Source organism: uncultured Azonexus sp., from assembly GCF_937982035.1.
In the GTDB taxonomy this organism is placed as follows: domain Bacteria; phylum Pseudomonadota; class Gammaproteobacteria; order Burkholderiales; family Rhodocyclaceae; genus Azonexus.
In genome coordinates this window covers 214,597-234,617 of sequence record NZ_CALJNI010000004.1, presented here as the reverse complement: position 1 = coordinate 234,617, position 20,021 = coordinate 214,597, and the positions used below count along the sequence as shown (strand labels likewise).

Genomic DNA, 20,021 nt, shown 5'->3' with positions numbered 1-20,021 from the left:
TCAGGTCCGGTAAGGCGTGGGATCGGGGATGCCGGCGGCGGCGAAACCTTCGGCGCGCAAACGGCAGGAGTCACAGACAGCGCAGGCGCGCCCAAGTTCATCGGCCTGGTAGCAGGAAACGGTCAGGCCGTAATCGACGCCGAGTGCATGGCCGGTGCGGATGATTTCGGCCTTGGACAAATTGATCAGCGGCGCGTGGATGTGCAGTTTCTGCCCCTCGACCCCGGCCTTGGTGGCGAGGTTGGCCATGGTTTCGAAGGCGGCGATGTACTCCGGGCGGCAATCCGGGTAGCCGGAGTAATCGACGGCATTGACGCCGACGAAGATGTCCCGGCTGCCGAGCACTTCCGCCCAGGCCAGGGCCAGCGACAGCATGATGGTGTTGCGCGCCGGCACATAGGTGACCGGGATGCCGGCCTGCACGCCGTCGACCGGCACGGCGATTGAGGTGTCGGTGAGCGCCGAACCGCCGAATTGCGCCAGGCCGAAGTTGATCACCCGATGCTCGACCGCACCCAGCGCCTTGACGACGCGGTCAGCGGCCTGCAATTCGGCGCTGTGCCGCTGACCGTAATCGAAGGACAGGCAGTAGCAGTCGAACCCCCGATTGCGGGCAATGGCCAGGCAGGTCGCGGAATCGAGCCCGCCGGAGAGAAGAACCACGGCTTTTTCATTCATGGGGCGCGAATATACCCGAATTTGCCCCATCTCCGCGACGGTATCTGCTTGTTCCTGCGCTACAATTTGCCGCTTGACCCCATTTCCACGGAGAACAAGATGTCGATCCGCCTGACTGCCCTCGCCGCTGCCTTGATGCTCGCCGGTTCCGTTCACGCTGCCGGTCCGATCAAGGTCGGCTTCGTCTCCACCCTGTCCGGCCCCGGCGCCGGCCTCGGCGTCGACATCCGCGACGGCTTCAACCTCGGCATGCAGCACCTGGGCGGCAAACTCGGCGGCCTGCCGGCCGAAGTCCTGATCGCCGACGACCAGCAGAACCCGGACGTCGCCAAGCAGGCAACCGACCGCTTCCTCAAGCGCGACAAGGTCGATTTCATGACCGGCATCGTCTTCTCCAACATCATGCTGGCCGTCGGCCCGGCGGTGTTCCAGAACCAGACCTTCTACATCTCGGCCAACGCCGGCCCCTCGCAATACGCCGGCGAACAGTGCAACCCCTTCTTCTTCAACGTCGCCTGGCAGAACGACAACCTGCACGAAGCCGTCGGCAAGGTGGTGCAGGACAAGGGTTTCAAGAACGTGATGATCGTCACCCCCAACTACCCCGGTGGCAAGGATGCGGTGTCGGGCTTCAAGCGCTTCTACAAGGGCAAGACCGAGGAGATGTACACCAAGCTCGGCCAGCTGGATTACGCCGCCGAACTGGCGCAGATCCGCGCCGCCAAGCCCGATGCACTGTTCTTCTTCCTGCCGGGCGGCATGGGCATCAACTTCGTCAAGCAGTTTGTCGCTGCCGGCCTGTCGCGCGACACCCAGTTGTTCGCCCCCGGCTTCTCGGCCGACGAGGACGTGATCAAGGCCGTCGGCGAGCCGATGATGGGCATGTTCAACTCCTCGCACTGGGCGCACGACATGGACAACGCCGAGAACAAGCGTTTCGTCGCTGACTTCCAGAAGGCCTACGGCCGCTTGCCGTCGCTGTACGCCTCGCAGGGCTACGACGCGGCGCTGATGATCGACGCCGCGGTGCGCGACGTGAAGGGCAATGTCGCCGACAAGAAGGCGCTGCAGAAGGCGCTGGAAGCCAAGCGCTTCAAGTCGGTGCGCGGCGAATTCAAGTTCAACAGCAACCACTACCCGGTGCAGAACTACTACCTTCGCGCCATCGGCAAGGACGCTCAGGGCCGCGTCACCAACAAGACCATGGGCACCATCTTCACCAATCATGCTGACGCCTACGCGGCTCAGTGCAAGATGAAGTGACCCAGCTGGTTCTGGAGCAGGCCCTCAACGGCCTGCAGTTCGGCCTCATGCTGTTCCTGCTGGCCGCCGGGTTGACGCTCGTCTTCGGCATCATGGACTGCATCAACCTGGCCCACGGTTCGCTGTACATGGTCGGCGCCTATTTCGTCGCCGCCGCAGCGCAGGCTGCCGACTCTTTCTGGCTCGGCCTCGGCGCCGGCATCGCCGGCACCGCCGTGCTCGGCCTGCTGCTCGAACTGTCGCTGTTCCGCCAGTTGTACCGGCGCGACCACCTGTCGCAGGTGCTTGCCACGTTCGCCCTGATCCTGATCGCCAACGAAAGCGTACGCCTGATCTGGGGGCCGGCACCGCTGATGCTCAACCCGCCCGAATCGCTGGCCGGGCCGGTCGAGATTGCCGGCTTCTTCTACCCGGCCTACCGGCTGGTGATCATCGGCGTCGGCCTGGTCGTCGCCGCGCTGCTCTACCTGCTCGTGGCGAAAAGCCGGGTCGGCATGTGGGTGCGCGCCGGTGCCGCCAATCGCGAGATGACCGAAGCACTGGGCATCAACGTGCGCGGCTTGTTCACCGCCGTGTTCGTGTTCGGTGCTGCCTTGTGTGCGCTGGCCGGCGGCCTGCTCGGGCCGCTGCTGGCGGTTCAGGTCGGCATGGGCGAAAGCGTGCTGATCCTGGCTTTCGTCGTCATCATCATCGGCGGCATCGGCTCGATCCGTGGCGCCCTGGTCGGCGCGCTGATCGTCGGCACGGTCGATACGCTCGGCCGGGCGCTGCTGCCGACCCTGCTGCGCGCCACGCTGCCGGCGGACGCCGCCGCCACGCTCGGCCCGGCGCTGGCGTCCATCCTCATCTACCTGCTGATGGCGGCGATCCTCTTCTTCAAGCCGCAAGGCCTGTTCCCGGCGAGGGCGTGATGGCGTTCTACCGACCCGCCCGCTGGCAGAACGCTGCCGTCATCGTCACGCTGGCCCTGCTGCTCGTCCTGCCGAGCCTGCTGACCGCCCTCGACCAGAGCTATTACACCGGCTTCGCCACCCGCGTGCTGATCTTCGCGCTGGCGGCGAGCAGCCTCAACCTGATACTCGGCTTCGGCGGCATGGTCTCGCTCGGTCATGCCGCCTTCTTTGGCGTCGGCGCCTATGTCGCGGCGATCTGCTACGACGCCGGGATCCATGAAGGCCTGCTGGTGCTGCCGCTGGCGGCACTCGTCGCCGGACTGTTTGCGCTGCTGATCGGCGCCATCAGCCTGCGTACGCGCGGCGTCTATTTCATCATGATCACGCTGGCCTTCGCCCAGATGACCTATTACCTGTTCATTTCCGCCCGCGCCTGGGGCGGCGACGACGGCATGCCGATCTATGAGCGCATGCGGTTTGCCGGTCTCAGCCTGCTCGCCGACGAGGCCTTGTATTACCTGGCACTCGGCGTGCTCGCGCTGTGCATGCTGCTTTTCGCCCGCCTCGCCCAGGCCCGCTTCGGGCGCACCGTGCAGGCGATCCGGGAAAACGAGACACGCATGGAAGCGCTCGGCTACCCGGTGTTCCGTTACCGCCTGGTCTGCTTCGCGCTCGGCGGGGCCGTCGCCGGACTGGCCGGCGCCCTGCTCGCCAACCTGACCGGGATGGCCAGCCCCAACCTGCTGCAATGGACGCAATCGGGCACCCTGCTGGTGATGGTCATCATCGGCGGCGTCGGCTATCTGTGGGGCGGCCTGGTCGGCGCCGTCGTCCTGCTCCTGCTCGAGGAATTCCTGCTCGCCTGGTTCGAGCACTGGCACATCGCGCTCGGCCTGTTGCTGATCGGCATCGTCCTCTTCGCCCCGCGCGGTGTCGCCGCCCTGTTCGGGAAACACCATGGCTGACGCACTGCTCGAAGTCCGCGCACTATCGCGCCGTTTCGCCGCCGTCGATGCGCTGCAGGACGTCAATTTTTCGGTGACGCCTGGCGAAGTGCACGCGCTGATCGGCCCCAACGGCGCCGGCAAGACCACCTTCATCCACCATGTCTCGGGCGCGCTACGCCCGGACAGCGGCAGCATCCACTTCGCCGGCCGCGACGTGACGCGCCTGTCCATGCACGAGCGGGTACGCGCCGGCATGGCGCGCTCCTACCAGATCACCAATGTCTTCGCCGGCCAGACCGCGCTCGACAATGTCGCGCTGGCCGTCCAGGGCCGCCCCGATGCCGGCAGCAGCTTCCGCTTCTGGCGCCCGGTGGCAGCCGAGCGGCGCCTGTTCGACGAGGCCGTCGCTTTCCTCGAACAAGTCGGCCTGGGCGACCAGGCCGGGCAGCTGGCCGGCCACCTGTCGCACGGCGAACAGCGGGCACTGGAACTGGCGATGGCGCTGGCCACCCGGCCGCAACTGCTGCTGCTCGACGAGCCGATGGCCGGCACCGGCCCGGAGGAATCGGCGCGCATGGTCGAGTTGATCGAGCATCTGGCGCGCCACGTCACCATCCTGCTGGTCGAGCACGACATGGATGCGGTGTTCCGCCTGGCCGACCGCATTTCGGTGCTGGTCAACGGTCGCCTGATCTGCACCGGCCTGCCCGACGAGGTCCGCCAGGACGCCGAAGTGCGCCGTGCCTACCTGGGAGACCACCTGTGAGCAGCCTGCTCGAAATCCGCGGCCTGGAAGTCGCCTACGGGGCCAGCCAGGTGCTGTTCGGCATCGACCTGGCGATGGCCGAAGGCGAAGCCGCCACCCTGCTCGGCCGCAACGGCATGGGCAAGACCACCACGCTGCGCGCGCTGTGCGGGCTGGAGCCGGTGCGCGCCGGCAGCATCCGCTTCCTGGGCGAGGACATCACCGGCTGGCGTCCCGACCGGATCGGCCGCGCCGGCATCGCGCTGGTGCCGGAAGGCCGCCAGTGCTTCCCCAATCTGACGGTCGACGAGCACCTGGTCGCCTTCTTCGCCAACCGCCGCCAGGTCGCCGAGCCATGGACGCCGGCCCGCGTCTATGCGCTGTTTCCGCGCCTGGCCGAGCGCAAGCGCAATCTCGGCAACCAGCTCTCCGGCGGCGAACAGCAGATGCTCGCCATCGGCCGGGCGCTGGTCACCAATCCCCGCCTGCTGGTGCTCGACGAAGCGACCGAAGGCCTGGCGCCGTTGATCCGCGACGAGATCTGGGCCTGCCTGTCAGCCTTGCGGGCGGCCGGGCAGAGCGTGCTGGTGGTCGACAAGTACGTGGAAAAGCTGATCGCCCTGGCCGACCGGCATACCGTGATCGAGCGCGGTCAGGTCGTGTGGCGCGGCAGTTCAGCCGAACTGGACGCCGATCACGGCATCTGGCATCGCTACCTGGGCATCTGAGCGCTCGTCGAGCATCGACTCGAACTGCGGCAGGGCTTGCGGCCGGCCAAACATGTACCCCTGGAACAGGGTGCAGCCGTGCTCGATCAGGTAAGCGTACTGTTCCTCGCTCTCGACCCCCTCGGCGACCACGCTCAGGCGCAGCGAACGCCCCATGGCGATGATCGCCCGGATGATCGCCGCGTCGTCGGGGTCGGTCATGATGTCGCGGACGAAGGAGCGATCGACCTTGAGCTGGTCGAACGGAAACTTCTTCAGGTAGGACAGCGAAGCGTAACCAGTCCCGAAATCATCCAGTGAAAAGCGCACGCCGAGCAGGCGCAGTGCCCGCATCTTGAATACGACTTCGTCCACCTTGTCGAGCAGCAGGCTTTCCGTCAGCTCCAGCTTGAGCCGGCGGGGATCGGCTCCGTGCCGGGCCAGCGCGGCGCTGACCTGGTCGACGAAATCCGGCTGACGGAACTGGCGCGCGCTGACATTGACCGCCAGGTAGAGCTCGCGCATGCGTGGATCGCCGTCCCAGCGACGCAGGGTGGCGCACGCCTGGTCGAGCACCCACAAGCCGATCGGAACGATCAGGCCGCTATCTTCGGCCAGAGGAATGAAATCGTCGGGCGGCACCAGTTTCTGCCCTTCCGGCTGCCAGCGCAGCAACAGTTCGGCACCGACCAGGCCGCTGTCCCGGTCAACCAGCGGCTGGGCATGCAGGACAAACTCATCGCGCGCCAGGGCATGGCGCAAACCCGCTTCCAGTCTCGCCCGTCGATCGAGCGTGGTCTGCATCGCCTGGTCGAAGAAGCGGATCGCATTCCGCCCGGCCTCCTTGGCCTTGTACAGCGCGATATCCGCCTGCTTGAGCAGGGTATCCACGGTCTTGTCCTGCCCGTGGAAGAGTGTGACACCGATGCTGGCGGTACAGTAGTACTCCTGACCCTGGGCCAGAATTACCGGGCGCGCCAGTTCCAGACGCAATTTCTCGGCGATGCTCTCGGCACTGATCGCGGCCATCTGCGGATGAGGATCCAGCGCGCCGATCAATACCGCGAACTCGTCGCCCCCCTGACGAGCCGCCGTGTCGGATTCACGGACGCACTGTTTCAAGCGGCAGGCGACCTCGATCAGCAGATGGTCGCCGATATCGTGCCCGAGCGTATCGTTGAGAATCTTGAAATTATCGATGTCGATGATCAGCAAGGCCCCGTGCTCGGCCTTGCGCTTGCCGGACATCCGGGCCTGTTCCAGGCGGTCGAGCAGCAGGCGGCGGTTGGGCAGCGCGGTCAGCGGGTCGTAGAAGGCCAGGTGCTGAACCTCCGACTCGGCATGCTTGAGCTTGCTGATGTCGGCAAAAGTCGCCACATAGCCGCTGACCTCGCCGGCATCATCGCGCAGCGCATTGATGATCAACCATTCCGGGTAGATTTCGCCGGACTTCCGGCGATTCCAGATTTCGCCTTCCCAGGTGTCGTGTTCGCGCAGGGCGTCCCACATCCGGGCGTAAAAACCCGGGCTTTGCCGACCGGAAGCCAGAATTCTTGGCGTCTTGCCGACGACCTCTTCCGGACGATAACCCGTCAAACGGCAGAACGCGGCATTGACCCGACGGATGCACTGCTGCGCATCGGTCAGCAGTACCGCTGCGCCAACGTGATCAAGCAGGAACTCCTGATTCCACCCGTCGCCATCGACGCCCCGGTGGCCGGCCTCCGGATTCAAGTGATTTGACATGACACTCCCACATGCCAGCTATCGTTACACCAGTATCCATGTCTGAGGCATGGTTATCGGCAGTATGCCCTAAGGCATATGCCGATTTCAACACCGTCCGTCGTATTTTCAGCCGTGGGAGAGCAGGCTGATTTCGCGCTCGAGCAGGCTTTCGTCGCCGAGATTCAGTTCAACCAGGCGACGCAGGTGGGTGGCGCTGTCGAGGTCGATTTCGTGATTGGCCAAGCCGTAGCTTTCGCCCTGATGGTGAACCACGGTGACGCCGGTGCGGATGTCCGTTCCGCCGCTATCGAGCCGCAGGTGCAGCACGCCATTGCTGCCGATCTTGACGAACATCGGCTGGACCGGGCGGATCAGTGCGCCCTTGAGCGAAACATCGAGGATTTCGACCGCATGCTCGCCATCGGCAAGAAACAGGCGGCCCGGGCTCTGGAAGCTGATACGGGTGAACTGCCGGCGATTTTCGCTCATGGTCGTCTCCTCGGACTCATTTGCCTTGCATGTTACCCCAAAGCAGCTTGTGCAACTGCAACTGGAAGCGCACCGGCAGGCCGTCTTCGAGTATCCAGCCGGCCAGCGCCGCCGGTTCGATGCTGCCCTGTGCCGGCGAAAACAGCACCGCACAACGGCTGTCCAGTTGATGTGCCTGGAGTACCTCGCGCGCCCATTCGTAGTCCTCGCGCGAGGCAATGACGATCTTGATCTCGTCCTTGGGCTTGAGATGCGCCAGGTTGGCCCACAGGTTCTTGCCCGACTCGCCGGAATCCGGCGCCTTCAGGTCCATGATGCAGGCAACGCGCGGGTCGACCGGGGCGATGTCGAACGCTCCCGAGGTTTCCAGCGAGACGTCGTAACCGGCATCGCACAGGGCCGTCAGCAGCGGCAGGCAAGCCTTCTGGGCCAGCGGCTCGCCGCCGGTGACGCACACCTGACGGACCGGATGCTTGGCGACTTCGGCCAGCACCTCGGCCTGCGTGCGCATCTCGCCGCCGGTGAAACTGTAGGTGGTATCGCACCAGGTACAGCGTAACGGGCAACCGGTCAGACGAATGAACACCGTCGGCAAGCCGACGCGCGACGCTTCACCCTGCAAGGAGTGAAAGATTTCGGTGATGCGGAGATCCAATTCCTACTTCTTCTTCAGGCGTTCGCGGGCCTTGTCGGCAGCCGGCGAACTGGGGTGTTTCTCGATCAGGCTGGCCATCGTCTGACTGGCCGCCTTGCGATTACCCATTTCCTGCTGGCAGGTGGCGATCGACAACATGGCGTCCGGCACCTTGTCGCTCGTCGGATAACGGCTGACCACCTGGCTCTGGGCCTCGATCGCCTTGGCGCAATTACGCTGCGCATACCAGGCATTGCCCAGCCAGTACTGGGCATTGGCGGCCAGCGAGCCGTTCGGGAATTTCTCGACGAAACCGGCAAAGGCCGCCGCGGCTTCCTTGTATTTGGTCGCCTTGAACAATTCGAGCGCGGCGTCGTAGGCCGCCGTCTCCTGAGCCGGATTGGCCGTGCCGCCAATCGCCGCCGCCGGGCCGGCCGCCGGATCGGCAGCCGCCGCGGGCTGTTCGGCGACCTGCGGCTCAAACCGCCGGAGCCGGCTGTCGAGATCGAGGTAGAAGTCCTGCTGGCGCTTTTTCGCCTGCTCCAGCTCCCAGTTCAACGTCTCGATCTGACCGCGCAAACGCGCGATCTCTTCCGCCTGGCGCTGGATCAATGCCGACAGTTCGAGCTGGGCGCGCGCCTGCTGATCGAAGCGCGCGTCGGTCTGGATCTTCTGATCCGCGATCTGGCGACGCGCTTCCTTGTCGTCGAAGAAAGCCCAGGCAGAGCCGCTGCCCAGGCTGGCGATCAGGAAAAGCAGCGGCAGGCGACGCATGCTCAGAACTCGCCGCGGCCGTCAGCAGCGCGGTAGAGGACGTCGGCGCGACGGTTTTCGGCAAAGGCCGCTTCGTCACGACCCGGGTTGCGCGGCTTTTCTTCGCCGAGGCTGACCGATTCGACCTGGTTTTCCTGGGCGCCGAGCAGGACCAGCGCACGCTTGACCGCATCGGCACGCTTCTGGCCGAGCGACAGGTTGTATTCGCGCGAACCGGTTTCGTCGGTGTTGCCCTGGATCAGGACCTTGAAACCGCGGTTGGCGACCAGGAACTTGGCGTGGGCGGCGACCAGCGCCTGGTACTCACCCTTGACCTCGTACTTGTCGACGTCGAAGTAGATGCTGCGCTGCGACAGCTGGCTCTTCGGATCGGTCAGTTCGCGCGGCAGGCCGCTGGCGTCGAGACCGCCGGCGACCACCGGCTTGACGTCGGTACCGCTGCGGCTTTCAACCGGGGCACCGGCGTTTTCGTCGGGTACCGGGGTGGTGCTGCAACCGGCGAGCACGGCGATGAACAGGCTGAGGGACAGGATTTTTTTCATGATGGTTTTTTCTCCGAGGGAGTTACTTGAGGAAGGGGCCCCATGCCGGTTCGCGAACATCGCCCGCGGCAATGGAAAGACGTTGTTTGATCCGGCCGTCAACTGACACGGCTGAAAGCACGCCGCGTCCGCCAATTTCGGTGGCGAACAGGATCATTCGGCTGTTTGGTGCAAAACTGGGCGACTCATCACGGTGCGAATCGGTCAGCACCTGTACCTGGCGACTGGCCAGGTCCATCACCGCCAGCTGGAAACGGCCTTCGCGGCGGGTGATGAAAGCGAGGCTGCGGCCATCCGGCGACGGCCGCGGGGAAACGTTGTAGCTGCCGTCGAAGGTCACGCGCTGGGCGGCACCCCCGCTGGCATCGACGCGGTAGATCTGCGGGCTGCCGCCCCGATCCGAGGTGAAATAGATGTGCGCGCCGTCGGCCGAGTAACGCGGCTCGGTATCGATGCCGGGCGACGAGGCAAGGCGCTGCAAGCCGCTGCCGTCAGCATTAACCGTGTAGAGCTGCGAATTGCCGTCCTTGGACAGAACCACGGCCAGCTTGCGGCCGTCCGGCGACCAGGCCGGCGCCGAATTGGAACCCTTGAAATTGGCGACGATGTGGCGCTGGCCCGAGGCCAGCGAATGCACGTAGATCACCGGCTTCTTCTTCTCGAAGGAGACGTAGGCCAGGCGCGAACCGTCCGGCGACCACACCGGCGAAATGATCGGCTCGGTCGAGGTCAGCGCAGTCGCCGCGCCCTGGCCGTCGGCATCGGCAATCTGCAGCAGGAACTGGCCGCGCGACTTGACGACATAGGCGATGCGGGTCGAGAAAACGCCGGGCTCGCCGGTCAGCTTTTCGTAGATGTAGTCGGCAATCCGGTGGCCGGCCATGCGCAACTGGGCGTTCTGGGTCACGAACGCCGCGCCGCCCAGGGTTTCGCCCTTCTGCGCGTCGTACAGACGGAAACGCGCCTCGACCCGGCCGTCGGCGGCGCGGGTAATGCTGCCGGCCGCCAGCGCGTCGGCGCCGCGGGACTTCCACGCGGGCAGATCGACCGGGGTGTTCTCGTCGAGCGCGGCACCGGCCGGATCGACCAGCCGGAACAGGCCGCTGCGCTCCAGGTCGGCACGCACGGTCCCGACCACGATGCGCGACAGCGTCGGATCGCCGGCAAAGTCGGCAATCGCCACCGGAATGCGGCTGGCGCCGGCGCCGGTGATCTCGATCGACAGCTGCGCCTGGGCCAGACCTGCGGTCAGCAGGCCGCAGAGCAGGAAAATACGACGGGAAATTCTGGACATGGCGTTCATCTTCGGTGAAATTGGCGCGATTTTACTCTTCAAACGGCTTGTATTTGATTTCGAGGACGCGCTGGAACAAAGCCGGATCGTCCGGCTTCGGCAATGGCGATGCGCTGCGGATCGCGCGCTCGATCGCCGCATCGAGCGCCGGCACGCCGCTCGAGCGTTTCATGCGTACGGATAGAACGTCGCCCCCGGGCAATTGGTTGACCTCGAAAATGGCCTCGGGATTACCCTGAATGCCCGGCGGCAAAACAATCTTGTTGCGGATGGCGATACGGATCTTGCTCGCGTAGCTCTCCAGCCCGCGCCGGTTGGCGGCGGCCCGCTGCTCCTTCTCGGCCAGGGCCGCCAGCCGGTTCTGCTCGGCCACCGCCTGGCGCTCGCGGGTTTCGCGTTCAAGCATTTCCTTGAACGGATCGACCTTGGGTGCCGGCTTCGGTTCCGGCTTCACCGGCTCCGGCTTTTTCGGCTCGGGTTTCGGCGGTTCGGGTTTCTTCGGCTCCGGCGCCTTTTTTTCTTCCTTGACGACGATATCCGGTTTCTTCGGCGCCTCGACCTTCACCGGCACGGGCACTGGCTCCGGCGGTTTCGGTGGCGCTTCGACCGGCTTCGGCGGCTCGACCGGCGGCGCCACCCGGGTTGCCTTGACCGGCGTCGGCGACCACAGTTCGACCTGCATCGCCTCGGGTTCGCTGCGCTTCCACTGGACGCCCAGGAACAGGCCGCCGATCAGCAGCAGGTGCACGGCCAGCGTGAACAGCATGGCCTTCTTCTTGCCGGGTTCGGGCGGACGATCAGGAATCATCGGATCAGTGCACCGAGGTTTCCAGGGCAACCCGGGAGAAACCCTGCTTCTTCACTTCATCGAGCGTCTCGATCACGCTGCGGTACGGGACTTCCTTGTCGGCCGCGACGAGGACGGCGATTTCAGGCGTCCGCGCCCGTTCGCTCGCCAGGCTGCTGCGCAAGCCACGCACACCGTCGAGCTTGCTCTCCTGCCCATCGGCATTGAACAAGGACAAAGCCCCCTCCTTGTCCACCTGGACGCGGAGGTACTTTTCCGGCTTCTCCGGCGCGGTACCGGCACTCGGCAATTCGATGGCACCGGTACTCATCATCGGCGTCGCCACCATGAAGATGACGAGCAGCACCAGCATCACGTCGATGTAGGGGACGACGTTGATTTCATTTTTCAGACGGCGCTGGCGCATGGCCTTACCTCATCTGGCGCTGGAGGATGTTCGAGAATTCCTCCATGAACGACTCGTAGCGCACGGCGATGCGGTCGATGTCGTGCGAGAAGCGGTTGTAGGCAAGCACCGCCGGAATCGCCGCGAACAGGCCGATGGCGGTGGCGACCAGGGCCTCGGCGATACCCGGGGCGACCGAGGCGAGCGTGGCCTGACCGACGTTACCGAGCGCCCGGAAGGCGTGCATGATGCCCCAGACGGTACCGAACAGGCCGATGTAAGGCGACACCGAACCGACCGAGGCGAGGAAGGCCAGGTGGGCTTCCAGCGCGTCCATCTCGCGCTGGTAGGTGGCGCGCATGGCGCGACGCGAACCGTCGACCACATCCTTGGAATCCAGGTTCTTCTGGCCGCGCAGCTTGGTGAATTCGCGGAAACCGGCCTCGAAGATGCGTTCCATCGAACCGGCGTTGTGGCGGTCGTTGATCGCGCTCTGGTAAAGATTGTTGAGATCGCCGCCGGACCAGAAATCGCGCTCGAATTCCTCGGTCTTGCGCTGAGACTGCTTGACCGCGAACCACTTCATCGCGATGTAGTACCACGACATCAGCGAGACGCCGGCAAGCAGCGCCATGACCAGTTGCACGACGGCGCTGGCCTCGAGGATGAGGTGGAGGATGGACATGTCCTGGGTGACGTTCATTTCAGTGCTTCCAGCTTGGCATGGAGGTAATCGGGAATCGGTGCGGGGCTCATCGTCGCCATGTTCACGCAGGCAATCTCGACGTTGCCGGTGACCAGAACATCGTCACCGCGACGTGCCCACTGGCGGAAGATCACCCGCACCCGGGTCAGTTTCTCGACTTCGAGCCCGATGCTCAGCGCGTCGTCGAGACGGGCCGGCTTCAGGTATTCGCAACTCGCCTTGCGGGCAACGAAGCCGATACCGGATTCGCTGGCCAGTTGCGCCTGGCCGTAACCGGCGTGCCGCATCCATTCGGTGCGGCAGCGCTCGAAGAAACGCAGGTAATTGGCGTAGTACACGACGCCACCGGCATCCGTATCCTCGTAATAGACGCGGACCGGAATGGAAAAGGCGTTGGCATGGGCAATCTCAGTCATCCCGGGATTTTACCTTGCGCCGCAACAACGATGTGTAACGGCCTGTTTCCTTTTGCCAAATTGGGTGACTGGCTTTCGCTGCCGGGCTACCGCATAATCGCCACATGACCCGGTCCATCCGCATCTTCGATCGCCGCAGCCTGATCCTGCTGCTCGGCCTGCTGCTCAGCAGCGGTTTCTTCGCAACCACACTGTTCGGCTATTTCGTTTCCAAAGAGGCGATCCGCAGCGCCATCATCGGCCAGGACCTGCCGCTGACCTCAAGCAACATTTACTCGGAAATCCAGAAGGATCTGGTCCGGCCGGTGCTGATTTCCTCGACCATGGCCCACGATACCTTCCTGCGCGACTGGGTCCTGCGCGGCGAAAACGAAGTCAGCGAGATGTCGCGCTACCTGGCCGAAATCAGGCAGCGCCACGGCGCCTTCAGCAGTTTCTTCGTTTCCGACTACAGCAGCAATTACTACACCGGCGAAGGCATACTCAAGCAGGTGCGCGAGGACGAGCCGCGCGACGCCTGGTATTACCGGGTGCGCAAGTTGCACGACGATTACGAGATCAACGTCGACCCCGATCTCGCCAACCGCGACGCACTGACCATCTTCATCAACTACCGGGTCTTCGATTTCGACCAGCGCTACATCGGCGCCACCGGCATCGGCCTGACCGTGGACTCGGTGCGCCGGCTGATCCGCGACTACCAGGCGCGCTTCCAGCGCACCATCTATTTCACCGACGCCACCGGCAAGGTTGTCGTCCACGGTGGCGAAACCGCCCCGGACTTGCGCCAGCGCCCCGGACTGGCGCAACAGCTCGAACGCATCCTGCTCGAGCGCACCGGCTTCTACCAGTTCGAGGACGGCGGCGACAACCACATCCTCAACGTCAATTACCTGCCCGAGCTGAAGTGGTACCTGTTCGTCGAACAGAACGAGGATGTCGCGCTCGCCGGCATCCGCAAGACCCTCTACGTCAATCTGGTGATCAGCATGGTGGTGACGTTGATCGTCACCTTCCTCGCCTACCTGACGCTGGGCAGCTACCAGTCGCGGATCGAGAAGATGGCATCGACCGACAAGCTGACCGGCCTGCTCAACCGCCACGCCTTCGGCATCCTGATCGACAAGCTGCTGGCCAACAATCGCCGGGCGCCGCGTCCGATCAGCTTCCTGCTCGCCGACATCGATCATTTCAAGGACATCAACGACCGCCACGGCCACCGCATCGGCGACGAGGTGCTGAGCAACATCGCCCAACGCCTCAGCGCAACGCTGCGCGAGGCCGATTTTGCCGTCCGCTGGGGTGGGGAAGAGTTCCTGATGGTCCTGCCGGGCTGCCCGCTCAACGAAGCGCTCGCCGTCGCCGAGAAGCTGCGTCACGCCATTGCCAGCACCCAGCTGGCGCCGGGCGAACCGACCATCCGCATCACCCTGAGCCTGGGCGTCAGCGAACTCGACGACAACGAAACCGCCGACCACGCCATCAGCCGGGCCGACGATGCGCTGTATGCGGCCAAGCGGGCCGGCCGCAACCAGGTCTCGGCGGCCCCGCCACTGGGCTGATCAGACGTCGGAGAGCAGGTCGCGCGCCGCCGCGCCAGGCGGTTCGGCCAGGCCGAGATGGCGGTAGATGGCCGGCGTGGCAATCCGCCCGCGCAAGGTCCGTTGCAGGTAACCCTGCTGGATCAGGTAGGGTTCGAGCACATCCTCGATCGTGTCGCGCGCTTCGCCGATGGCCGCCGCCAGATTGTCCACACCGACCGGACCACCACCGAACTTGTCGATGACGGCGTGCAGCAGCTTGCGGTCCATCAGGTCGAGACCGGCCGGATCGACGTCGAGCATGTGCAGCGCCCGGTCGGCAATGTCGCGGCCGATGCTGCCGTCGCCCTTCACTTCGGCGTAGTCGCGCACCCGGCGCAACAGGCGGTTGGCGATACGCGGCGTGCCGCGCGAGCGCCTGGCGATTTCCAGCGCACCGGCCGGATCGATCGGCGCGTTCAGGAGCGTCGCCGAACGGGTGACGATGCTCTGCAATTCCTCGGCGTTGTAGAACTCCAGGCGGGCAACGATGCCGAAGCGGTCGCGCAGCGGATTGGTCAGCATGCCGGCGCGGGTGGTCGCGCCGACCAGCGTGAACGGCGGCAGGTCGAGCTTGACCGAACGCGCCGCCGGGCCTTCGCCGATCATGATGTCGATCTGGAAATCCTCCAGCGCCGGGTAGAGGATTTCCTCGACGACGGGTGACAGGCGGTGGATTTCGTCGATGAACAGCACGTCGTGCGGTTCGAGATTGGTCAGGATCGCCGCCAGATCGCCGGCGCGTTCGAGCACCGGGCCGGAAGTCTGGCGCAGGTTGACGCCCATTTCGGCGGCAACGATGTGCGCCAGCGTCGTCTTGCCCAGGCCGGGCGGGCCGAACAGCAGCACATGGTCGAGCGATTCGCTGCGGTTGCGGGCGGCCTGGATGAAGATTTCCAGTTGCTCGCGAATTTTCTGCTGACCGGTGTAATCGGCCAGCCGCTTCGGGCGCAGCGCGCGTTCCAGCGCTTCTTCCTGCGCCGATTTGCTCTGCGGCGCGATGATGCGCTCCAGCGGCGCAAGCTTGTCGGTTTCGATCATGATGGAGATTCCTCGCGCAACCAGCGGGTCAGGAGCATGTGGCCGAGCGCCAGCAGCACCGGCCCGAGAAAGATGCCGATGAAGCCGAACACCAGCACGCCGCCGAACACCCCCAGGGCGACGATGAGCACCGACAGCCCGGCGCCGCGCGCCATGAGCAGCGGTTTGACGACGTTGTCGATGCTGCTGATGATGAACAGACCGTAAAGCGCCATGAAAATGGCCCAGCCGGTCTGGCCGTCGCCGTACAGCCACAGCGCCGCGCCGCCCCAGACCAGCGGCGGGCCGACCGGGATCATCGACAGGAAGAAGGTGGCAAAGCCGAGCAAGACCGGCGCCGGCGCCCCGGCGATGAAGAAACCGATCATCGCCACCGAGCCTTGTGCCGCCGCCGTGCCGACGATGCCGAGCATGACCCCGAAAACCGTGCCGCGCGCCTTGTCGACCAGGCCTTCGCCGAGTTCGCCGCCGAGCTTGCGGGCACCGCCGTACAGCGCCTTGGCAACGACCTCGCCGTCACGGTAGAGGAAGAACACCACGAACAGCACCAGCGCCAGTTGCAGCATGCCGTTGGCGGCAACCGCGCCGGCCGCCAGCAGGAGTTCCCGGGCCGGCGCGATGCCCTGGACGAGCAGGGCGTTGAGCGCTTCGCGGCTGCTCGCCACCTCGTGCCAGAAATCGATGATCTCGTCGGCAAACAGCGGAATGCCGGCAAACCACGCCGGCGGCTCGGCCGGCAGGCCTTCCTCGAAATAGGGCCGGACCAGCTCGATCACATGATCGGCGCCGCTGACCAGCGCACCGGCCAGGAAGATCGTCGGCACCAGCAGGACGACGATTAGCAGCACGACCATCAGCGAAGCGCCCAGCGAATCGCGCCCACCCAGGCGCGGCAGCAGGTGATCGCGGTAACTCTCCCAACTGCACACCCAGATGATCAGCGCGAACAGCAGCGCGCCGACGAAAGGCAGCAGCACGGCGATGCAGCCGACAATCAGCAGCACCACCAGCGCAATCTGCGCCAGTCGCCGGGTATCGCTGTCGTTCAGCATCAGGCCTTGGACAACAGTTTGAGCGCCTGGCGGATGCCGTCGGAGGTGCCGACGTCGGCCGGCAACTGCTTCATCGCGGCGGCGGCTTCCTTCTCGTTGTAGCCGAGCGCCAGCAGCGCGTTGGAAATGTCGGCGCGGGCGTCGTCGACGGCGATGTTCAGCGTCACCCCGGTGGCATCGGCCAGCTTGCCCTTGAGTTCAAGCAACAGGCGCTCGGCGGTCTTCTTGCCGATCCCGGGCACCTTGATCAGGCGCCCCAGCTCCTGCTGCGCGACGGCCGCCGCCAGATCATTGACCGACAGCCCGGAAAGCACCGACAGCGCCGTGCGGGCGCCGATCCCGGAGACCTTGAGCAACTGGCGGAAGGCGAAGCGCTCGGCCTCGCCGAGGAAACCGTAGAGGAAATGCCCGTCCTCGCGCACCGCGAAATGGGTCAGCAGCGTCACCTTTTCGCCGACCGAGGGCAGGTTGTAGAAGGTGCTCATCGGCACGTCCAGCTCGTAGCCGACGCCGTTTACGTCAAGCACGATCTGCGGCGGGTTCTTTTCGACGACGAAGCCGGTGAGTCTTCCAATCATGGGGCAATCCGATACTGTATGTCCAAACAGGTTCTCATCCTATCAGCCGCCCGCCGCGAACGCGATACCCCGCCGTCGCCAGCGCCCCCAAACCCTGTCCGCCGTGCGCGTGGGCAATCGCGCAGGCGAGCGCGTCGGCGGCATCCGCCGTCGGTGCGCCGGGCAAGTTCAAGAGGCGGACGACCATCTCCTGCACCTGCTCCTTGGCCGCCTTGCCGTGCCCGACCACCGCCTGCTTGACCTGCAGCGCGGTGTATTCGGCGACCGGCAGGCCACCATGCACCAGCGCCGACATCGCCGCCCCGCGCGCCTGGCCGAGCAGCAGCGTGGACTGCGGATTGACGTTCACGAACACCTTCTCGATTGCCGACTGGTCCGGCCGGTAGGTCGCGATCACCTCACCAATGCCGGCAAACAGCGTGCCGATGCGCTCCGGCAGCGACTGCTTGTCGTTCGACTTGATGCAGCCGCTGGCGACATAGATCAGCTGGTTGCCGTGTTTCTCGATGACGCCAAAGCCGGTCACGCGCAGGCCGGGGTCGATGCCGAGGATGCGCACGCCGCTCATTTCGCCGGCCTCGCCACCAAATACACACCAGCCACCGCGACGGCCATGCCGACCACCGCGACCGGCGCCAGCGTCTCGCCGAACACCGCCCAGGCGATCAGCGCCGTCGTCGGCGGCGTCAGGTAGAACAGGCTGGCGACATTGACCGCGCTGCCGCTGCGGATCAGCAGGTTGAGCAGGCTGATCGCGCCGAGCGACAGGACCAGCACCAGCCAGCCGAGCGCGAACAGGAATTCGCCGCTCCAGTCGATGCGGTAATCCTCGAACAGCGCAACGGCGATGGCCGTCACGATGGCTGTCGGCACGAACTGGATGACCGAACCGGTGCGCAGGTCGAAACGGGCGCAGAAACGTTTCTGGTAGAGCGTGCCGGCGGTGATCGCCAGCAGCGCGACGACGGCCGGCCACAGCATCGGCCCGAGCGCGGCATCGCCGAACTTGCCGGAAACGACCAGACCGACGCCGACGAAACCGAGCGCCAGCCCGCCCCACTGGCGAGCGCTCACTTTCTCGCCGAGCAACCAGCCGGCGCTGCACGCCGTCAGCAAGGGCTGCATGCCGACGACCAGCGCGGTGATCCCGGCCGGCAGGCCGTGGGCGATGGCGACGAAGACGCCGCCGAGATAGAAGGCATGCACGAGCACGCCGGAAACGCCGATGTGCAGCCACTGCGCCGGGTCTTTCGGCCACGGCGCGCGCATGATCAGCGCAATCGCCAGCATCAGGCCGATCACCAGCCCGTAGCGGGTGAGCAGAAAAGACAGCGGTTCGGCGTAGGGCAGGCCGAACTTGGCACCGATGAAACCGGTACTCCACAGGAAGACGAAGAGCAGGGGATAGGCGCGCTGCATCGCGGCTCAGATGTTCCAGTCCGGCCGGCAGCGCTTGCGCGTTTCAGCAAAGGTTTCGAACAGGGTGCGCGCATCGCCGCTGGCGCGGTGGCGGCGCAGTTGCAGGCGCAGTTCGACGGCCGCGCGGGTGGCGTGCCAGTTGGTCATTTCGCAGTCGCCGAGGATTTCGCGCAGGTCCTTGAGGCGGAAGCTGGGCACCAGATCGACCGCGTCGTAAAGCCGGCCGAGCCAGGCGTAGTCGGCGCCCCAGGCGTCGCTGTAGAGCGTCTGGCCGCGAAATTTCTGGTTCAGGTGGCCGGCCACCTCGGCGGCCGGCTTGCCATGCTGCTGCAGAATTTCCCGGCTGACGCCGTGCACCTTCTCGGCGCCGCTGTCCCAGTGGGTCCAGCCGGGTTCCGGCCGGATCAGCGAGCAATACATCTCGCCGCCCGGCAGGTAATAGCCGACCTCGATCGGGTAGCTGCCCGCACCGAAGCCCGAGGCTTCGATGTCGATGATCGCGGGCAGCTCCGGTGGCCGGCTGGCGGTCACTCCTCGATGACCGCCGTGGTGTAGATTTCCTGGACGTCGTCCAGGCCTTCGAGCGCGTCGAGCAGCTTCTGCATCTTCACCGCGTCGTCGCCCGTGAACACGTTCTCGCCTTCCGGCTTCATCGTCACTTCGCCGAATTCCGGCGTGAACCCGGCGGCTTCGAGCGCGTCCTTGACGGCAACATAGTCGGCAGCTGCGGTGATGACTTCGATCGAACCGTCGTCGTTGGTCGCCACGTCCTCGGCGCCGGCCTCGATGGCGGCATCCATCAGCGCCGCTTCGTCGGTGCCCGGGGCGAACAGCATCTGGCCGCAGTGCTTGAACTGGAAGGCCACGCAACCGTCGGTGCCCATGTTGCCGCCGTACTTGTTGAAGGCATGGCGCACTTCGGCCACGGTGCGGGTCTTGTTGTCGGTCAGGCAGTCAACCATGATCGCCGCGCCGCCGATGCCGTAGCCCTCGTAGCGGACCTCGACGTAATCGACGCCTTCGAGCTCGCCGGTACCTTTCTTGATGGCAGTATCGATCTTGTCCTTGGGCATGTTCACGCCCTTGGCCTTGTCGACCGCAACGCGCAGACGCGGATTGAAGCCGGGATCACCCCCGCCCATCTTGGCCGCCACGGTGATTTCCTTGGCGATCTTGGAGAAAGCCGCACCACGCTTTTCGTCCTGACGACCTTTACGGTGCTGGATGTTGGCCCACTTGGAATGACCTGCCATGCTCTTTTCCTGAATGCGAATAACGAAGAAGGCGAGATTTTACCCGTCCGGCGTTTTCCCGTCAGGCCGGCGTGCATTGACCCGCCTGG

General features: G+C 65.1%; 24 protein-coding genes. 6 read left to right on the top strand and 18 right to left on the bottom strand.

Annotated features, from left to right (window positions below; translation table 11 throughout):
* Entirely contained in the window at positions 1 to 678 is a 678-nt protein-coding gene (queC, locus tag Q0799_RS03860) for a 7-cyano-7-deazaguanine synthase QueC (protein ID WP_298394455.1), read from the bottom strand.
* A gap of 99 nt (positions 679 to 777) precedes the next feature.
* Between queC and Q0799_RS03855 the strand changes: the two genes are divergently transcribed.
* From Q0799_RS03855 to Q0799_RS03835, 5 genes are read left to right on the top strand one after another with little or no spacing between them, the layout of a single operon-like run.
* Complete coding sequence (locus tag Q0799_RS03855) at positions 778 to 1,941, top strand: ABC transporter substrate-binding protein (protein WP_298394452.1); 1,164 nt, start codon at positions 778 to 780, stop codon at positions 1,939 to 1,941.
* The gene (locus tag Q0799_RS03850) at positions 1,938 to 2,852 is read left to right on the top strand and encodes a branched-chain amino acid ABC transporter permease (protein ID WP_298394449.1); all 915 of its coding nucleotides are present in this window, start codon (positions 1,938 to 1,940) and stop codon (positions 2,850 to 2,852) included. Before Q0799_RS03855 ends, Q0799_RS03850 begins: the two co-directional genes overlap by 4 nt.
* Entirely contained in the window at positions 2,852 to 3,799 is a 948-nt protein-coding gene (locus Q0799_RS03845; protein ID WP_298394445.1) for a branched-chain amino acid ABC transporter permease, read from the top strand. The genes Q0799_RS03850 and Q0799_RS03845 overlap by 1 nt, the downstream gene beginning before the upstream one ends.
* Positions 3,792 to 4,547 (top strand): ABC transporter ATP-binding protein, encoded by a 756-nt coding sequence (locus Q0799_RS03840; protein ID WP_298394443.1) that lies wholly within the window; start codon positions 3,792 to 3,794, stop codon positions 4,545 to 4,547. Before Q0799_RS03845 ends, Q0799_RS03840 begins: the two co-directional genes overlap by 8 nt.
* Complete coding sequence (locus Q0799_RS03835; RefSeq protein ID WP_088177941.1) at positions 4,544 to 5,254, top strand: ABC transporter ATP-binding protein; 711 nt, start codon at positions 4,544 to 4,546, stop codon at positions 5,252 to 5,254. Before Q0799_RS03840 ends, Q0799_RS03835 begins: the two co-directional genes overlap by 4 nt.
* Here the strand turns inward: Q0799_RS03835 and Q0799_RS03830 are convergent.
* The 10 genes from Q0799_RS03830 to ybgC form a co-directional block, all read right to left on the bottom strand.
* A complete protein-coding gene (locus Q0799_RS03830) occupies positions 5,201 to 6,979 on the bottom strand; it encodes an EAL domain-containing protein (RefSeq protein WP_298394434.1) in 1,779 nt (592 codons plus the stop codon). The genes Q0799_RS03835 and Q0799_RS03830 overlap by 54 nt on opposite strands.
* Before the next feature lie 108 nt (positions 6,980 to 7,087).
* The gene (locus Q0799_RS03825) at positions 7,088 to 7,450 is read right to left on the bottom strand and encodes a PilZ domain-containing protein (protein ID WP_298394431.1); all 363 of its coding nucleotides are present in this window, start codon (positions 7,448 to 7,450) and stop codon (positions 7,088 to 7,090) included.
* A 16-nt stretch (positions 7,451 to 7,466) separates the two neighbouring features.
* Positions 7,467 to 8,105, bottom strand: a complete 639-nt coding sequence (queE, locus tag Q0799_RS03820) for a 7-carboxy-7-deazaguanine synthase QueE (protein WP_298394428.1) — start codon at positions 8,103 to 8,105, stop codon at positions 7,467 to 7,469.
* Between the two features lie 3 nt (positions 8,106 to 8,108).
* On the bottom strand, positions 8,109 to 8,858 hold the full coding sequence (gene ybgF, locus Q0799_RS03815; RefSeq protein ID WP_298394425.1) for a tol-pal system protein YbgF: 750 nt from the start codon (positions 8,856 to 8,858) through the stop codon (positions 8,109 to 8,111).
* A 2-nt stretch (positions 8,859 to 8,860) separates the two neighbouring features.
* Positions 8,861 to 9,400 carry a peptidoglycan-associated lipoprotein Pal gene (pal, locus tag Q0799_RS03810; protein WP_298394422.1) on the bottom strand — a complete coding sequence of 180 codons (540 nt, stop codon included), beginning with the start codon at positions 9,398 to 9,400 and terminating at the stop codon, positions 8,861 to 8,863.
* A 22-nt stretch (positions 9,401 to 9,422) separates the two neighbouring features.
* Positions 9,423 to 10,694 carry a Tol-Pal system beta propeller repeat protein TolB gene (gene tolB, locus Q0799_RS03805; protein ID WP_298394419.1) on the bottom strand — a complete coding sequence of 424 codons (1,272 nt, stop codon included), beginning with the start codon at positions 10,692 to 10,694 and terminating at the stop codon, positions 9,423 to 9,425.
* 31 nt (positions 10,695 to 10,725) lie between these two features.
* Positions 10,726 to 11,502 (bottom strand): energy transducer TonB, encoded by a 777-nt coding sequence (locus tag Q0799_RS03800; protein WP_298394416.1) that lies wholly within the window; start codon positions 11,500 to 11,502, stop codon positions 10,726 to 10,728.
* Positions 11,503 to 11,506: 4 nt separating this feature from the next.
* Entirely contained in the window at positions 11,507 to 11,908 is a 402-nt protein-coding gene (locus Q0799_RS03795; protein WP_298394413.1) for an ExbD/TolR family protein, read from the bottom strand.
* A gap of 4 nt (positions 11,909 to 11,912) precedes the next feature.
* Positions 11,913 to 12,590, bottom strand: coding sequence for a protein TolQ (gene tolQ, locus Q0799_RS03790; RefSeq protein WP_298394410.1), 678 nt, complete (start codon positions 12,588 to 12,590; stop codon positions 11,913 to 11,915).
* Positions 12,587 to 13,009, bottom strand: coding sequence for a tol-pal system-associated acyl-CoA thioesterase (gene ybgC, locus Q0799_RS03785; RefSeq protein WP_298394407.1), 423 nt, complete (start codon positions 13,007 to 13,009; stop codon positions 12,587 to 12,589). Before ybgC ends, tolQ begins: the two co-directional genes overlap by 4 nt.
* A 104-nt stretch (positions 13,010 to 13,113) precedes the next feature.
* Between ybgC and Q0799_RS03780 the strand changes: the two genes are divergently transcribed.
* On the top strand, positions 13,114 to 14,571 hold the full coding sequence (locus Q0799_RS03780; protein WP_298394404.1) for a sensor domain-containing diguanylate cyclase: 1,458 nt from the start codon (positions 13,114 to 13,116) through the stop codon (positions 14,569 to 14,571).
* Here the strand turns inward: Q0799_RS03780 and ruvB are convergent, their stop codons facing one another.
* The 7 genes from ruvB to Q0799_RS03745 are packed head-to-tail and all read right to left on the bottom strand — an operon-like array spanning position 14,572 to position 19,932.
* Entirely contained in the window at positions 14,572 to 15,630 is a 1,059-nt protein-coding gene (gene ruvB / locus Q0799_RS03775; RefSeq protein ID WP_298394401.1) for a Holliday junction branch migration DNA helicase RuvB, read from the bottom strand.
* On the bottom strand, positions 15,627 to 16,682 hold the full coding sequence (locus Q0799_RS03770; protein WP_298394399.1) for an AI-2E family transporter: 1,056 nt from the start codon (positions 16,680 to 16,682) through the stop codon (positions 15,627 to 15,629). Before Q0799_RS03770 ends, ruvB begins: the two co-directional genes overlap by 4 nt.
* On the bottom strand, positions 16,682 to 17,260 hold the full coding sequence (gene ruvA, locus Q0799_RS03765) for a Holliday junction branch migration protein RuvA (RefSeq protein WP_298394397.1): 579 nt from the start codon (positions 17,258 to 17,260) through the stop codon (positions 16,682 to 16,684). Before ruvA ends, Q0799_RS03770 begins: the two co-directional genes overlap by 1 nt.
* A 34-nt stretch (positions 17,261 to 17,294) precedes the next feature.
* Positions 17,295 to 17,828, bottom strand: coding sequence for a crossover junction endodeoxyribonuclease RuvC (ruvC, locus tag Q0799_RS03760; protein ID WP_281981872.1), 534 nt, complete (start codon positions 17,826 to 17,828; stop codon positions 17,295 to 17,297).
* The gene (locus tag Q0799_RS03755; RefSeq protein WP_298394393.1) at positions 17,825 to 18,679 is read right to left on the bottom strand and encodes a DMT family transporter; all 855 of its coding nucleotides are present in this window, start codon (positions 18,677 to 18,679) and stop codon (positions 17,825 to 17,827) included. The genes ruvC and Q0799_RS03755 overlap by 4 nt, the downstream gene beginning before the upstream one ends.
* Before the next feature lie 6 nt (positions 18,680 to 18,685).
* The gene (locus Q0799_RS03750) at positions 18,686 to 19,210 is read right to left on the bottom strand and encodes a hypothetical protein (protein ID WP_028993776.1); all 525 of its coding nucleotides are present in this window, start codon (positions 19,208 to 19,210) and stop codon (positions 18,686 to 18,688) included.
* Positions 19,207 to 19,932 carry a YebC/PmpR family DNA-binding transcriptional regulator gene (locus tag Q0799_RS03745; RefSeq protein WP_028993777.1) on the bottom strand — a complete coding sequence of 242 codons (726 nt, stop codon included), beginning with the start codon at positions 19,930 to 19,932 and terminating at the stop codon, positions 19,207 to 19,209. Before Q0799_RS03745 ends, Q0799_RS03750 begins: the two co-directional genes overlap by 4 nt.
* Positions 19,933 to 20,021 lie beyond the last annotated feature (89 nt).

What these genes read in the sequence shown, in the direction of transcription:
- queC (WP_298394455.1), bottom strand. Translation starts at nt 678, where the DNA reads ATGAATGAAAAAGCCGTGGTTCTTCTCTCCGGCGGGCTCGATTCCGCG.
- Q0799_RS03855 (WP_298394452.1), top strand. Translation starts at nt 778, where the DNA reads ATGTCGATCCGCCTGACTGCCCTCGCCGCTGCCTTGATGCTCGCCGGT.
- Q0799_RS03845 (WP_298394445.1), top strand. Translation starts at nt 2,852, where the DNA reads ATGGCGTTCTACCGACCCGCCCGCTGGCAGAACGCTGCCGTCATCGTC.
- Q0799_RS03840 (WP_298394443.1), top strand. Translation starts at nt 3,792, where the DNA reads ATGGCTGACGCACTGCTCGAAGTCCGCGCACTATCGCGCCGTTTCGCC.
- Q0799_RS03830 (WP_298394434.1), bottom strand. Translation starts at nt 6,979, where the DNA reads ATGTCAAATCACTTGAATCCGGAGGCCGGCCACCGGGGCGTCGATGGC.
- Q0799_RS03825 (WP_298394431.1), bottom strand. Translation starts at nt 7,450, where the DNA reads ATGAGCGAAAATCGCCGGCAGTTCACCCGTATCAGCTTCCAGAGCCCG.
- ybgF (WP_298394425.1), bottom strand. Translation starts at nt 8,858, where the DNA reads ATGCGTCGCCTGCCGCTGCTTTTCCTGATCGCCAGCCTGGGCAGCGGC.
- pal (WP_298394422.1), bottom strand. Translation starts at nt 9,400, where the DNA reads ATGAAAAAAATCCTGTCCCTCAGCCTGTTCATCGCCGTGCTCGCCGGT.
- tolB (WP_298394419.1), bottom strand. Translation starts at nt 10,694, where the DNA reads ATGTCCAGAATTTCCCGTCGTATTTTCCTGCTCTGCGGCCTGCTGACC.
- Q0799_RS03800 (WP_298394416.1), bottom strand. Translation starts at nt 11,502, where the DNA reads ATGATTCCTGATCGTCCGCCCGAACCCGGCAAGAAGAAGGCCATGCTG.
- Q0799_RS03795 (WP_298394413.1), bottom strand. Translation starts at nt 11,908, where the DNA reads ATGCGCCAGCGCCGTCTGAAAAATGAAATCAACGTCGTCCCCTACATC.
- tolQ (WP_298394410.1), bottom strand. Translation starts at nt 12,590, where the DNA reads ATGAACGTCACCCAGGACATGTCCATCCTCCACCTCATCCTCGAGGCC.
- ybgC (WP_298394407.1), bottom strand. Translation starts at nt 13,009, where the DNA reads ATGACTGAGATTGCCCATGCCAACGCCTTTTCCATTCCGGTCCGCGTC.
- Q0799_RS03780 (WP_298394404.1), top strand. Translation starts at nt 13,114, where the DNA reads ATGACCCGGTCCATCCGCATCTTCGATCGCCGCAGCCTGATCCTGCTG.
- ruvB (WP_298394401.1), bottom strand. Translation starts at nt 15,630, where the DNA reads ATGATCGAAACCGACAAGCTTGCGCCGCTGGAGCGCATCATCGCGCCG.
- Q0799_RS03770 (WP_298394399.1), bottom strand. Translation starts at nt 16,682, where the DNA reads ATGCTGAACGACAGCGATACCCGGCGACTGGCGCAGATTGCGCTGGTG.
- ruvA (WP_298394397.1), bottom strand. Translation starts at nt 17,260, where the DNA reads ATGATTGGAAGACTCACCGGCTTCGTCGTCGAAAAGAACCCGCCGCAG.
- ruvC (WP_281981872.1), bottom strand. Translation starts at nt 17,828, where the DNA reads ATGAGCGGCGTGCGCATCCTCGGCATCGACCCCGGCCTGCGCGTGACC.
- Q0799_RS03755 (WP_298394393.1), bottom strand. Translation starts at nt 18,679, where the DNA reads ATGCAGCGCGCCTATCCCCTGCTCTTCGTCTTCCTGTGGAGTACCGGT.
- Q0799_RS03745 (WP_028993777.1), bottom strand. Translation starts at nt 19,932, where the DNA reads ATGGCAGGTCATTCCAAGTGGGCCAACATCCAGCACCGTAAAGGTCGT.